The sequence below is a fragment of the Oceaniglobus roseus genome (assembly GCF_002869745.1).
Taxonomy (GTDB): Bacteria; Pseudomonadota; Alphaproteobacteria; order Rhodobacterales; family Rhodobacteraceae; genus Oceaniglobus; species Oceaniglobus roseus.
Genome location: NZ_PNOS01000001.1, coordinates 230,984 through 244,110 on the forward strand (window position 1 = coordinate 230,984; position 13,127 = coordinate 244,110).

Below are 13,127 nucleotides of genomic sequence, written 5' to 3' on the forward strand. Positions count from 1 at the left end.
TTTCCTCCCTCATCCGTGCCAGGCGGCCACGGTCTTCAGCTGTGAAAATCCGTAGAGCGCCTCGAACCCCTTCTCGCGTCCATGCCCGGACTGACCGACGCCGCCGAAGGGCAGCTCGACCCCGCCGCCCGCGCCGTAGTTGTTGACGAAGACCTGCCCCGCCCTCAGCGCCTTCGCCAGCCGCATCTGCCGTCCGCCGTCCGCCGTCCAGACCGAGGCGACGAGGCCATAGGCGGTGCCGTTCGCGATCCTCGCCGCCTCGGCCTCGTCCGCGAAGGGGATCAGCACCTGCACGGGTCCGAAGATCTCGTCCTGCGCCAGCGGGTGGTCCGGCGGCACGTCGGCGAAGAGCACCGGTGCGACGTAGTGGCCGCCCGGCGGCGCATCCTCCAGCACGCCCTCGGCGGCGCGCACAAGATCCGAACCGCGCGCGAGGAAGCCTTCCACGATCGCTTTCTGGCGTGCCGAGATCAGCGGCCCGACCTGGAGATCCGCCAGCGCCGGACCGACCCGCAGCGCGCGATAGCGCTCGGCCATCCGCGCGCGCACCTCGCCGTAGACCTCGCGCTGCACGAGGATGCGGGAGGAGGCCGAGCAGGTCTGGCCGGCGTTCTGGATCCCCGCGTTCACGAGGAACGGCAGGGCGCGGTCGAGGTCGGCGTCGGCGAAGACCACCTGCGGCGACTTGCCGCCCAGTTCCAGCGTCACCGGCACCACGTTCTGCGCCGCCGCCGCCTGTACCAGCCGCCCCGTCGCCACCGAGCCGGTGAAGGACAGGTGCTGCACGCCGGGATGCGCCGACAGCGCCGCCCCGGCCGCGGCCCCCGTGCCCGGCACGATGTTCAGCGCGCCGGGCGGAAGCCCCGCCTCCCCGGCGATCCAGCCGAACATCAGCGCGGTCAGGCAGGCCTCTTCCGCCGGTTTCAGCACGCAGGCGTTGCCCATGGCGAGCGCGGCACCGACCGAGCGGCCGATGATCTGCATGGGATAGTTCCAGGGCACGATATGCCCCGTGACCCCGTGGGCCTCGCGCAGGGTGTAGACGGTGTAGCCGTCGAGATAGGGGATCGTCTCGCCCGTCACCTTGTCCGCCGCGCCGCCGTAGAACTCCATGTACCGCGCCAGCGCCACGGCATCGGCCCGCGCCTGGGTCAGCGGCTTGCCAACGTCCAGCGCCTCGAGCCGCGCCAGCTCCTCGACCCGCTCCAGCACCAGCCGACCGATGCGGCTCAGGATGCGGCCCCGCTCGGCCGCGGTCATCCGGCCCCACTCGCCCTGCCGCGCGGCCTGCGCAGCGGCCACGGCGGCGTCGATCTCGGCCGCCTGCCCCCGCGCGATGGCGCAGAGGCGGCTGCCGTCGGAGGGATTGCCCAGCTCCAGCGTGCCCCCAGCCGCGGCGCGCCACCGGCCGCCGATCAGGCAGTGCGCGGGATCGAAGGGCAGGTCGGGCAGGTCATTCGGCATTTACGGCACTCCGTGAGAGGTCGGGCAGGCGCGGCGCGGCGGCGATCAGCGCCTGCGTATAGGGATGTTCGGGGCGGCTCAGCACACGTTCGGTCGGGCCTTCCTCGACGATCTTGCCCGCCTGCATCACCAGCACCCGCGTCGTCACCGCGCGCACGACGGTCAGGTCGTGGCTGATGAACAGGTAGGCGAGCGAGAAGCGGCGGCAGATGTCGGCCAGCAGGTCCAGCACACGCGCGCGCACCGAGACGTCCAGCGCCGACACCGCCTCGTCGAAGACGATCAGCTCGGGCTTCAGGATCAGCGCGCGGGCGATGGCGATCCGCTGTCGCTGCCCGCCCGAGAACTGGTGGATGAACCGCGCGGCATCGTCCGGCTGCAGGCCCACCGCCTCCAGCGCCTCGGCGATCCGGGCGCGACGCGCCTCGTCCCGCGGCGGGGCGGGCAGCAGGTGGAACGGTTCGGACACCAGCCGCCCGACGCGGTGGCGCGGATTGAAGCTGCCGTAGGGATCCTGGAACACCACCTGCATCCCGCTCCTCAGGGTGGGGGGCAGGGTAGCGATGTCGTGTCCGAAGACGGCGATCCGCCCGCCCTGCAGCGGCTCCAGCCCCAGGATCGCACGGGCCAGCGTGGACTTGCCGCAACCGGATTCGCCCACCAGTCCCACCCGCTCACCTGCATCGACGCGCAGCGACACGCCGTCCACCGCGCGGTGATGGCGACGCGGCCCGAACAGGCGGGTGCGCGGAAGGGGATAGTCGCGCACCGCCCCCTCGACGCTCAGGATCGGATCGCCCGAGGGGGCGGCCTCCGGCATGTCGGGCCGGTGGACCGAGGCCGAGAACAAGGCGCGGGTATAGGGATGGGCCATCGCGGCGAAGAGCTCGGCCGTCGGCTTCGCCTCCACGATCTGGCCCGCCTGCATCACCGCGATACGGTCGGCCATCTGCGCCACCACGGCCAGGTCGTGGGTGATCATCAGGAGGCCCATGCCGTAATCCGCGACCAGCCCCTTCAAAAGGTCGAGGATCCGCGCCTGCGTCGTCACGTCCAGCGCCGTCGTCGGCTCGTCCGCGATCAGCAGCTTCGGGCGCAACGCGATGGCCATGGCGATGACCACCCGCTGCCGCTGGCCGCCGGACAGCTCGTGCGGATAGCGCGACAGCGGGAAGCGGTCGGCGGACAGGCCGACCCGTTCCAGCACCGCCCGCGCCCGCGCCATCGCCTCGGCGCGCGGCGTGGCCTCGTGCTGGAGGATCGTCTCGGCCACCTGGTCGCCGATGCACTGCACCGGGTTCAGCGCCGTCATCGGCTCCTGGAACACCATGCCCACGGTCCTGCCCCGAAGCGCGCAGAGCGTCGGCTCGCGGGCGGAGACGACATCGGTGCCGTCCAGCAGGATCCGCCCCGTGGCCTCGGCGCCCTCGGGCAGCAGCCCCATCACCGCCAGCGCCGCCATCGACTTGCCCGAGCCGCTTTCCCCGGTCAGCGCCACGATCTCTCCGGGTCGGACCCACAGCGACAGGTCGCGCAGGATCGGCCGCCCGGCGATGCCGACCGACAGCCCCTCCACGTCCAGAACCGGAGCGGCCGTCATGCCCGGACCACCCTCAGCCGCGGGTCCAGCCAGTCGCGCAGCCCGTCGCCGAGCAGGTTCAGCCCCAGCACGCTGAGGACGATCGCCATGCCGGGAAAGATCGCGAGGTGCGGTGCGAGGCTCACCATCGTCTGCGCGTCGGCCAGCATCCGCCCCCAGCTGGGCGTCGGCGGCTGCGCGCCGAGGCCGACATAGGACAGTCCCGCCTCGGCCAGGATGCCGAGCGAGAACTGGATCGTCCCCTGCACGATCATCAGCGAGGCGATGTTGGGCAGGATGTGCTCGGCCGAGATCCGGGCGGAAGACTTGCCGCAGACCCGCGCCATGAGGATGAAATCCCGCTGCCAGAGACCCAGGGCCGCGCCGCGCGACAGCCGGGCAAACACCGGAATGTTGAAGATCCCGATGGCGATGATCGCGTTCGCCGCCCCGGCGCCGAAGACGGCGGTGATCAGGATCGCGATGACCAGCGAGGGGAAGGCGAAGATCAGGTCGTTGCCGCGCATGATGACCTCGTCGAGCCACCCGCCCCGCCGCGCCGCCGCCGCAAGCCCGAGCGGGATGCCGAGCGCCATGCCGATCCCCACCGCCAGCAGCGCCACGGCAAGCGAGGTGCGCGCGCCGACGAGGATCATCGACAGGATGTCGCGCCCGAAGTGATCCGTCCCGAACCAGTGCGCCGCCGAGGGCGGCTGCAGCTTGGCCGGTATGTCCAGCACCTCGATATCGTAGGGCGTCCAGACCAGCGACACCAGCGCCGCCAGCACGAACAGCGCGCTCAAGCCCGCGCCGAGGAGGAAACTGCGCCCCCTCACGCCCGCGCCCTCAGCCGCGGATCGACGGCGGCATAGGCGAGGTCGACCGCGAAGTTCACCACGATCACCGCACAGACCAGCAGCATCACCACGGATTCGACCACGATCAGGTCGCGCTGCGCGATGGACTGGAACACCAGCCGTCCGAGGCCGGGCAGGTAGAACACCTGCTCGATGATGATCGCGCCCGCCAGCAGGAACGAGAACTGGAGCCCGAGGATTGTCAGCACCGGGATCAGCGCATTCCTCAGCGCATGGCGCCACAGCACCTGCCGCCGGGTCAGGCCCTTGGCCCGGGCGGTGCGGATGAAATCCTCGCCCAGCATGTCGATCAGCGCGCTGCGCATGATCCGCGCGAGGATGGCCGCCTGCGGCAGCGCCAGCGCCACGGCGGGCAGGGTCAGCGCCTTGATCCCGCCGCCGATCCCCTTGTCCCAGCCCGGGAACCCCCCCGCGGGCAGCCAGCGCAGGGTGATCGCGAAGACCAGCACCGCCAGCATGGCGAACCAGAAGTTCGGGATCGCGATGCCCACCTGCGTCGCCGCCATCACCGCCGTGTCGCCCGCGCGGCCCCGCCGCGACGCGGCGTAGAGGCCGACGGGAAAGGCGACGAGCGTGGACAGCGCCAGGGCATAGAGCGCCAGCGGCAGCGAGACCCACAGCCGGTCCGCGATCATCTGCGCCACGGGGCTGCGGTAGGCATAGGAGGTGCCGAAGTCACCGCTCAGCATCCCGCCGACCCAGGCGAGGTACCGCTCCACCTTCGGTACGTCGAGCCCGAGTTCCGCGCGCAGCGCGGCCACGGTGTCGGGCCGCGCGTTGACGCCCAGCATGTACGAGGCGGGATCCCCCGGCGCGACCTCGATCACCAGGAAGATGACGGCGGAGGCCACCGCCAGGCTGACGATGAGCGACAGGCCGCGTCGGAGGGCATAGCGCAACATGGAGCCGACGTTAGGGGGGCGGCAGGGGGTGGTCCAGAGCGCTTTTCTGCGCCGGTTCCGGGCGTCATCCCGGACCCGCCCTGCCTCATTCCGGACTCAGTTGCTCCAAACTTCCGCTGGATTCGGCGGTCTTAGTCTTTTGGTAACACTTCGGCCCCATCCTCGCCCATGGGCAGGGTGCGTCCCAAGGCGGTTCGGTAACTGGTCGGCAGGGCTCAGGAGCAAACGGATGATCGTCGCTTACCTCTTCTTCGCCATGATCGCGGGCATTGTCGGCTTCGGTGTCAGCCTCGCCTCGGGCTTCGGCTGGCTGGCGTCCTTCGGTCTCGGGTACCTGGCCGCGATGCTGGGCTTTGCCGCAGTGGTGGCCCTTCTGACCTTGGCCCGGCGCGCGCCGTCGACGTCCTCCCGCTTCGCCCGGTCCGGCTCCGGCGTCACCGGCTGAGGCCGACACTTCCGCGCCGCGGCCTCAGCTCGCATCGGGCGAAAGCCTCGCCCTCGATGCGTTCGGGCATCTCCTCCGCACTCGCTAATCCTGCTTCTGCGCGTCCGCCTGCGTGAGTGCCGGGCCGCAGCGGCTTCTGCGCTGACCGCCCCTTCGACAGTCGGCCCATGCCACCCCCGCGGTCGCCGCCGCCTCACCCGGAGAATCGCGGCCGTCTTTCCCCCACCGTGTCCCGGGACGGCGCGGTGGCGGCAGGCACGCGCCTTGCACCATCCTTCCAGTAGGGACTGCCGGGTAGGCGGGGCCGGAGCGGCGCCGCGCCGGGCGCGTGGGCAACGCCGCCCATGGGTCAAGCCGCACGCCGGAGCCCCCGGCGGATCCTGCGCCAGACCTCCGACCGGACCCCGACCATGGGCGGGCCGGCCTCAGCCTTCCCAGCTGACCCCGGTCAGATCCACCGCCTGCGTCGGCTGGTTCACCCAGAGGCCGCGCAGCCCCGCCTTCGCCACCGTCGGGATCGCCAGCTCGAACAGGTAGGCGTTGACGTAATCCTTCGCGATCATCTCCTGCGCCTCGCGCAGCAGCGCCGTGCGGCCCTCGGGATCGGTCGTCGCGTTCAGCCTGTCCATCAGCGCCACGAACTCGGGCTTGCCGTACTGGAAATAGTAGTCGGGGTTGGCGTAGATCCCGATGTCCATCGGCTCGGTATGCGAAACGATGGTCAGGCCGAAGTCCTTGCCCTTGAACGTCGTCTCCAGCCACTGCGCCCATTCCTGGTTCTCGATCTCGGTCTCGATTCCGACCGCGCGCAGCTGCGCCGCCACGATCTCGCCGCCGCGCCGCGCATAGGACGGGGGCGGCAGTTTCAGGGTGGTGGTGAAGCCGTCGGGATAGCCCGCCTCGGCCAGCAGCTTCCTCGACAGCTCCGGGTCGTATTTCGAGAGCGAGGTCAGATCCTCGTAGGCCGGGTTGTGCGGCGCGAAATGGGTGCCGATGGGGGTGCCGAGGCCGAACATCGCGCCGTCGATGATCTCCTGCCGGTCGATGGCATGGGCCACCGCCTCGCGCACGCGGACATCGTCGAAGGGCTTCTGCCCATTGTTCATGGCAAGGATCGTCTCGCCCTCGGTGTTGCCGACAAGAACCTGGAACCGCGGATCGGCCTCGAACTGGGGCAGGTTCTCGGGGGCGGGGTAGCCGACGAAGGCGTCGATGTCCTCGGCCATCATCGCGGCGAAGGCGGCGGTCGGGTCGGAGATGAACTTGAACGTCGCCTTCGCCAGCTTCGCCGGTTCGCCCCAGTAGCCGTCGAAGCGCTCGAGGTCGATCCGGTCGCCCTGCACCCAGTCCACGAATTTGAACGCGCCGGTGCCGACCGGCTTCGTCGCGATGTCGGCGATGCTCTCCTCGGACACGATCACCGCGTCGCCCCAGGCCATGTTGAACAGGAAGCTCCCCGTGGGCTGGGCCAGCGTCACCTTCACGGTGAGCGGATCCTCCACCGTCACCTCCGAGATCGGCGCGAACAGCCCCTTCTGCGCGTTGGTGCTGTCCTCGGCCCTTGCGCGGTCGAGCGAGAACTTCACGTCCTCCCCGTCCATCGTGCTGCCGTCGTGGAAGGTCACGCCGTCCTTCAGGTGGAAGGTGTAGGTCAGCCCGTCGTCGGAGATGTCCCAGCTCTGCGCGAGGCCCGGCACGATGGAGCCGTCCGAGGCGAAGCGCGTCAGGCCTTCGAACACGTTGGAATAGAGCACCGAGTCGATCGCCCCCGCCGCGCCGCCCGTGGGATCGAGGTTCGGCGGTTCCAGCTGGATCGCGACGGTGATGCTGTCCTGGGCGGCGGCCGCTCCGGTCACGAGGGTCGCCGCTGCGGCGGCGGCAAGGAAGGCGCGGATGGTCATGGCTCTCTCCGGTGATGGCCAGGGGTTGCAGCGACCTTCCCCGCTATCGGGCTTTCGATCAAGTGGCATGGTGCGGGAGCGAGGGGCCAGCCCCTCGCGCTCCCCGGGATATTTTTAAAGCAAAGATGGGGGCCGCGTGCTCCCCGTCATCTTTGCTTTTCAAATATCCCCGCCGGAGGCATCCGACGCGCGCCGCCAGCGCGTCATCGGGTCTGCGTGCCGCCGCCCGCCAGAAGCTCGACCAGCGACAGGGCCATGACCGTGACACTGTCCATCATGTCGTCGACGCCGATCCACTCGTCGGGCTTGTGGGCCAGTTCCAGCAGGCCGGGGCCGTAGGCGACGCAGTTCTTCAGCTTGCCGATCCGGTCTATGTGCTTCTGGTCGTAGGTGCCGGGGGAGGCGACGAACTGCGCCTCGCGGCCCATGGTCCGGGCGATGGCGCGGGCGACGGTGCTGGCGACGGGGCCGTCCCTGTCGGTCATCGAGGGCAGCACGCGGTTCAGTTCGCGCAGGTCGTAGCGGAAGTTCGGGCGCGAGGCGGCGAGGCCGTCGAGCAGGGCGCGCACCTCGCCCTGCACCTCGTCCACCCGCTCCTCCATCAGGAAGCGGCGGTCGATCACGATGCGGCAGCTGTCGGGCACGCAGTGCGAGGGCAGGGCGGTGGAGTCCTTCGGCTTCTCGGCCTGGCCGCCGTGGATCGAGTTGATGTTCATGGTTGAGGAGCGCGCGCCTTCGGGCACCACCGGCATCTCCGTGCGGCGCGCGGCGAGGGCGGGATAGAGCGTGGTCTCGAACGCCTGCAGCACCGCGCCCATGTGGCGCACCGCGCAGTCGCCGAGGAAGGGCATGGAGCCGTGGGCGATCTCGCCGAAGGTTTCGATCTCGGCCCACCAGCCGCCGCGGTGGCCGAGGCACACGCGGTCCTTGTTCAGCGGTTCGGGGATGATGACGTGCTGGACGCGGTCGGGGCTGAAATACCCCTTCTCGGCCAGGTAGGCGACGCCGCCGTAGCCGCCGGATTCCTCGTCCGCCGTGCCCGAGATCTCGATGGCGCCGGCGAAGTCCGGAAACTCGGCCAGGAAGCATTCGGCGGCGACGATGGAGGCGGTGAGGCCCCCTTTCATGTCGCAGGCCCCGCGGCCGTAGATCCGGCCGTCTTCCAGCGCGCCGCCGAAGGGATCGCGGGTCCAGCCCTGGCCGACGTCCACCACGTCGGTGTGGGAGTTGAAATGCACCGTCTCGCCGCCGCGCCGACCCTCGCGACGTGCCACGATGTTCCATCGGGGATAGGCCGCGCAGTCCCCCGGCGTGCCCTCGGCGCGGATCAGCTCGGTCGCGAAACCGGCGGCGGAGAGGCGCGCGTCGAGGTATTCGCAGATCAGGCGATAGTTCTCGCCGGGCGGGTTGAGGGTCGGGATGCGGATCAGATCCTGCGTCAGCGCGACGAGCGCCGCGCGGCTGTCGGCGATGCGGGCGGCGAGACCGGCGAGCGCGGGATCGTCGGAGAGGGCGGGGGGCATGTCCATCCCGCCAGTCTTGCGGAGGACGCGGACGGCGGCAAGGGGTCGCGATAGGGTCCGCCGATGGCCGGTTCACCCCTTGCCTTACGCGCCCCGTTCCGTAAGCTGTCGGCGCAGCGGACTAGAATATCACCAGCCGAACAACCGCTTATGGGAGGAGAAAACATGACGAATCCGGCAAGACTGGCGTGCCTTGCGGCCACCACCGCCCTGACGATGGGGGCCATGGCCGGCGCCGCGGCGGCGGAGACCAAGCTGAAGTGGGCCCATGTCTACGAGGCGAGCGAGCCCTATCACACCTGTGCCGTCGCCGCGAACGACCTGCTGATGGAGGCGACCGACGACCGTTACGGCATCGAGGTCTTCCCGGCGTCGTCCCTCGGCAAGGAGGTGGACATCAACGAGGGTCTCGGATTCGGCACCGTCGACATCATCTATACCGGACAGCTCTTCGCGGGCCGCGCCTATGGCCCGATCGCCATCGGCGGCGCGCCGTTCATGTTCCGCGACTACGACCACTGGGACCACTACCGCAACTCCGACCTCTTCAATGAGCTGTCGCAGGGCTATACCGACGCGACCGGCAACCACATCGTCGCCATGACCTATTACGGCGCGCGGCACGTCACCTCGAACAAGCCGATCCTGAAGCCCGAGGACATGGCCGGGCTGAAGATCCGGGTGCCGAACGCGCCCCTCTACATGATGTTCCCCGAGGCCGTGGGCGCCAATCCGACCCCGATCGCCTTCGCCGAGGTCTATCTCGCGCTGCAGCAGGGCACCGTGGACGCGCAGGAGAACCCGCTGCCGACGATCCAGGCGAAGAAGTTCTACGAGGTCCAGAAGGACATCAACCTGACCGGTCACATCACCGACGCGCTGCTGACCATCGTCGGCGGACCCGCCTGGGACGCGATGAGCGAGGAGGACCGCGCCGCGCTGTCCGAAGTGGCGAGCAAGACCGCCGACTGCGCCACCGACCAGATCATCCAGAAGGAGGGCGAGCTGGCCGACTGGTTCAAGGAGCAGGGCGTGCAGGTCAACGAGGTGGACCGCGGACCGTTCATCGAGGCGGTGAAGAAGATGCACAACGGCGACATGGCGACCTGGGACCAGGCCACCTACGACCGTCTTCAGGCCATCGAGTAAGCCTTTTGACAGGCTCCCGGGGTGCCGCCGTCGCGGCGCCCCGGACCCCCCGACCCTCTGACACCGCGACCGGCCCGGCAGACCCCGGGCGCCCCGGCAAAGGACGCCACCATGGACGACAAGACGCCGCGGACCGGCGCCGACCAGATGCTGTCGCTCGAGGACGAGAAGATCGACCTGTCGGACCTCAGGTGGGACGACAGCCTGGTGCTGATCCTGTTCTGGGTCCTCGCCTTTGTCGTGTTCCTGCAGTTCTTCACCCGCTACATCCTGAACGACAGCCTGGGCTGGACGGAAGAGATCGCGCGGTTCCTGCTGATCGGCGTCACCTTCACCGGCGCCGTCATGGCCACCCGCAAGCAGAGCCACATCGCGGTCGAGTTCCTGTACCGCTGGGTGCCGCGGCGGGGCCGGCAGGTGGCGCAGTTCCTGATCGACGTCACCACGACCGCCTTCTTCGCCGTGCTCGGCCTGCTCTGCGTCCAGATCGCCGGACGTACGAACCAGATGATGGTGTCGCTCGACGTGCCGAAATCGACCATCTACTGGTATGTCACCGCCTGTTTCGCGGCCATGGCGCTCTATTCGCTGTGGAACCTCGTGAAGCACCTCAGGACCGGCACCAGCCCCCTCATCGATCCCGAGCTCTTCGTGGATCAACGCCCCGCCCGGGACTAGGAGTCAAAAGCCTTGGACATCGTCTGGCTGTTCGTCATGCTCTTCGGGATGCTTCTGGTGGGGGTGCCCGTGGCGGTATCGCTCGCCGGGGCCTCCGTCATCTTCATCTTCGCCAACGGCACGCCGCCGCCGATGGTCGTCGCGCACCGGATGATCAACGGCGTCGACAGCTTCCCGCTGCTCGCCGTGCCGTTCTTCATCCTCGCGGGCAACCTGATGAACACCGCCGGCATCACCGAGCGGATCTTCAACTTCGCCCTGGCGCTGGTCGGCTGGATGCGCGGCGGGCTGGGTCACGTCAACGTCGGCGCCTCGGTGATCTTCGCGGGCATGTCCGGCGCGGCGGTGGCCGATGCGGGCGGGCTTGGCGCGATCGAGATCAAGGCGATGCGCGATGCCAAGTACGACGCGGGCTTCTCCGTCGGCATCACCGCGGCCTCCTCGACCATCGGGCCGATCATCCCGCCCTCGCTGCCCATGGTGATCTACGGCGTGGTCGCCGGCGCCTCCATCGGCCAGCTGTTCGTGGCGGGCTTCATCCCCGGCCTGCTGATGGCGGTGTCGCTGATGCTGATGATCGCCTGGTTCGCGCGGCGGAAGGGCTTTCCCCGCGACCAGCCGTTCCAGTGGGGCGTGCTGTGGCAGACGTTCAAGCGGGCGTTCCTGTCGCTGCTGACCCCGGTCATCATCGTCGGCGGCATCCTGACCGGCGCCTTCACGCCGACCGAGGCGGCGGTGGCCGCCTGCGCCTGGGCGCTGTTCCTGGGCCTCGTCGTCTATCGCACCCTGACCCTGCCGCGGTTCCTGCGCGTCAGCTACGACACGATCGAGACGACGGCCGTGGTCCTGCTGGTGGTCGGCGCGGCGGCGATCTTCGCCTGGATTCTGACTTCGAACCGGGTGCCCGAGCAGTTCGCGGCGGCGTTGCTGTCGATCTCGGACCGGCCCTGGGTGATCCTGCTGCTGATCAACCTGATCCTGCTGCTGGTCGGCTGCTTCATGGAGACGGTGGCCGCGATCACCATCATGGTCCCGGTCCTGCTGCCCATCGCGGTGAGCGTCGGCGTCGATCCTGTGCACTTCGGGGTGATCATGGTGCTGAACCTGATGCTCGGGCTGCTGACGCCGCCCGTGGGCATGGTCCTCTACGTCCTCGCGCGGGTCGCCAAGATCCCGTTCGAGCGCTGCGTCGCCGGCACCGCGCCGTTCCTGATCCCGCTGGTGATCGTGCTGCTGCTGATCACCTACGTTCCGGCCATCACCATGTGGCTGCCGACGCTGATCTATCGTTGAGGGAATGGCGCCCTGTCCACGGCGACGCGGATTCCACCGGACAATCCATGGACACCAGCGAAGATTTCATGCCCGGCGGCAACGCCGGGCAGCGCGGCGCTTGCAGCCTGACCCGTTTGCACGCCAGAATCAGCCATGGTTCATGTCCAGTCAGACCCGCCCAACCGTGAAAGCCCGCCAATGACCCGCACCCATGCCGGAACCGTCCGCGCCCGCGCCGAGGATGTCTCGGCCTTCGTCCACGCCGTCCTTCTCGGCATCGGCGCCGACGAGGCCACCGCCACCGCCTGCCGCGATTCGCTGCTGCACGGCTCGATCCACGGTGTCGACAGCCACGGCGTCCGCCTGACCGGCCACTACGCGCGCTGCCTCAAGGCGGGGCGGCTGAACAGGCAGCCGAAGCTGACCTTCAACCGCACCCGCGCCGGATCGGGGATGCTCGACGGCGACGACGCGCAGGGCGCGCTGCCCGCCTACCGCGCGATGGAGCACGCCTGCGACCTTGCGCGCGAGGCCGGGATCGGCGCGGTCGGGATCCAGAACACCAGCCACTTCGGCCCCGCCGGCGCCTACACGCTGCGCGCCGCGCAGAACGGCTACCTCGCCTTCTCCACCTGCAACTCCGACAGTTTCGTGCGGCTTCACGACGGGGCGACGCCGTTCCACGGCACCAACCCGCTGTCCTTCGCCATCCCGTCGGGCGGCGCCGATCCTTGGCTGCTCGACATGGCGACCTCGTCGGTGCCCTTCAACCGGGTCGAACTCTACCGCTCGCTGAACGCCCCGCTGCCCGAGGGCGCGGCCTCGGACGAAAGCGGCGTCGATACCGCCGATCCCCATGCCGCCGCGATGCTGGCCCCGCTCGGCGGCGCCTTCGGCTTCAAGGGCGCGGCGCTGGGCGGCGTGGCCGAGATCTTCTCGGCGGTGATGACCGGCATGCGGCTCTCGCCCGACATCGCGCCGATGATGGGTCCGGATTTCTCGACCCCGCGGGGCTGCGGCGCCTTCGTGATCGCGCTGGATCCCGACGCCTTCATCGGCGCGCCCATGGTCCAGCAGGCGATGACCCGCTACCTCGAGCTCCTGCGAAACTCTCCGGCGCGCCCCGGCACCACCGTCATGGCGCCGGGCGACCGCGAATGGGCCGAGGCCGCGCACCGCAGGGCAGAGGGCATCCCGCTCGACCCCGTGACGCTCGACAGCTTCGCACAATTGGCGGACGAGCTGGGGATGGAGCGCCTCGCGACGACCGCGCCCTGACACTTCGCGGTTGCGCGCGGGCGGCGGCCTCGCAATGGTTCGGCTGACACCACCA

11 protein-coding genes are annotated in these 13,127 nt (G+C 69.6%); 5 read left to right on the top strand and 6 right to left on the bottom strand.

Annotation, left to right across the window (positions count from 1 at the left end):
- Window positions 1-9: 9 nt before the first annotated feature.
- From A7B20_RS01125 to A7B20_RS01140, 4 genes are read right to left on the bottom strand one after another with little or no spacing between them, the layout of a single operon-like run.
- On the bottom strand, window positions 10-1,464 hold the full coding sequence (locus tag A7B20_RS01125; RefSeq protein WP_172960942.1) for an aldehyde dehydrogenase family protein: 1,455 nt from the start codon (window positions 1,462-1,464) through the stop codon (window positions 10-12).
- A complete protein-coding gene (locus A7B20_RS01130; protein ID WP_102106699.1) occupies window positions 1,454-3,064 on the bottom strand; it encodes an ABC transporter ATP-binding protein in 1,611 nt (536 codons plus the stop codon). The genes A7B20_RS01125 and A7B20_RS01130 overlap by 11 nt, the downstream gene beginning before the upstream one ends.
- Entirely contained in the window at window positions 3,061-3,879 is an 819-nt protein-coding gene (locus tag A7B20_RS01135) for an ABC transporter permease (protein WP_102106700.1), read from the bottom strand. The genes A7B20_RS01130 and A7B20_RS01135 overlap by 4 nt, the downstream gene beginning before the upstream one ends.
- Window positions 3,876-4,823, bottom strand: a complete 948-nt coding sequence (locus tag A7B20_RS01140) for an ABC transporter permease (protein WP_102106701.1) — start codon at window positions 4,821-4,823, stop codon at window positions 3,876-3,878. The genes A7B20_RS01135 and A7B20_RS01140 overlap by 4 nt, the downstream gene beginning before the upstream one ends.
- Before the next feature lie 229 nt (window positions 4,824-5,052).
- Here A7B20_RS01140 and A7B20_RS01145 point away from each other — a divergent pair, with 229 nt between their 5' ends.
- Complete coding sequence (locus A7B20_RS01145) at window positions 5,053-5,268, top strand: hypothetical protein (protein ID WP_102106702.1); 216 nt, start codon at window positions 5,053-5,055, stop codon at window positions 5,266-5,268.
- A 425-nt stretch (window positions 5,269-5,693) separates the two neighbouring features.
- Here A7B20_RS01145 and A7B20_RS01150 read toward each other — a convergent pair whose 3' ends face one another.
- Entirely contained in the window at window positions 5,694-7,169 is a 1,476-nt protein-coding gene (locus A7B20_RS01150) for an ABC transporter substrate-binding protein (protein WP_102106703.1), read from the bottom strand.
- A gap of 203 nt (window positions 7,170-7,372) precedes the next feature.
- Window positions 7,373-8,698, bottom strand: a complete 1,326-nt coding sequence (locus A7B20_RS01155; protein ID WP_245866448.1) for an acetylornithine deacetylase/succinyl-diaminopimelate desuccinylase family protein — start codon at window positions 8,696-8,698, stop codon at window positions 7,373-7,375.
- Window positions 8,699-8,857: 159 nt separating this feature from the next.
- Here A7B20_RS01155 and A7B20_RS01160 point away from each other — a divergent pair, with 159 nt between their 5' ends.
- From A7B20_RS01160 to A7B20_RS01175, 4 genes are all read left to right on the top strand, one after another.
- Window positions 8,858-9,841 carry a sialic acid TRAP transporter substrate-binding protein SiaP gene (locus A7B20_RS01160; protein WP_102106704.1) on the top strand — a complete coding sequence of 328 codons (984 nt, stop codon included), beginning with the start codon at window positions 8,858-8,860 and terminating at the stop codon, window positions 9,839-9,841.
- A 111-nt stretch (window positions 9,842-9,952) separates the two neighbouring features.
- Window positions 9,953-10,519, top strand: coding sequence for a TRAP transporter small permease (locus tag A7B20_RS01165; protein WP_102106705.1), 567 nt, complete (start codon window positions 9,953-9,955; stop codon window positions 10,517-10,519).
- Between the two features lie 12 nt (window positions 10,520-10,531).
- Window positions 10,532-11,812, top strand: a complete 1,281-nt coding sequence (locus tag A7B20_RS01170) for a TRAP transporter large permease (protein ID WP_245866449.1) — start codon at window positions 10,532-10,534, stop codon at window positions 11,810-11,812.
- A 180-nt stretch (window positions 11,813-11,992) separates the two neighbouring features.
- On the top strand, window positions 11,993-13,072 hold the full coding sequence (locus tag A7B20_RS01175) for an Ldh family oxidoreductase (RefSeq protein WP_102106706.1): 1,080 nt from the start codon (window positions 11,993-11,995) through the stop codon (window positions 13,070-13,072).
- Window positions 13,073-13,127 lie beyond the last annotated feature (55 nt).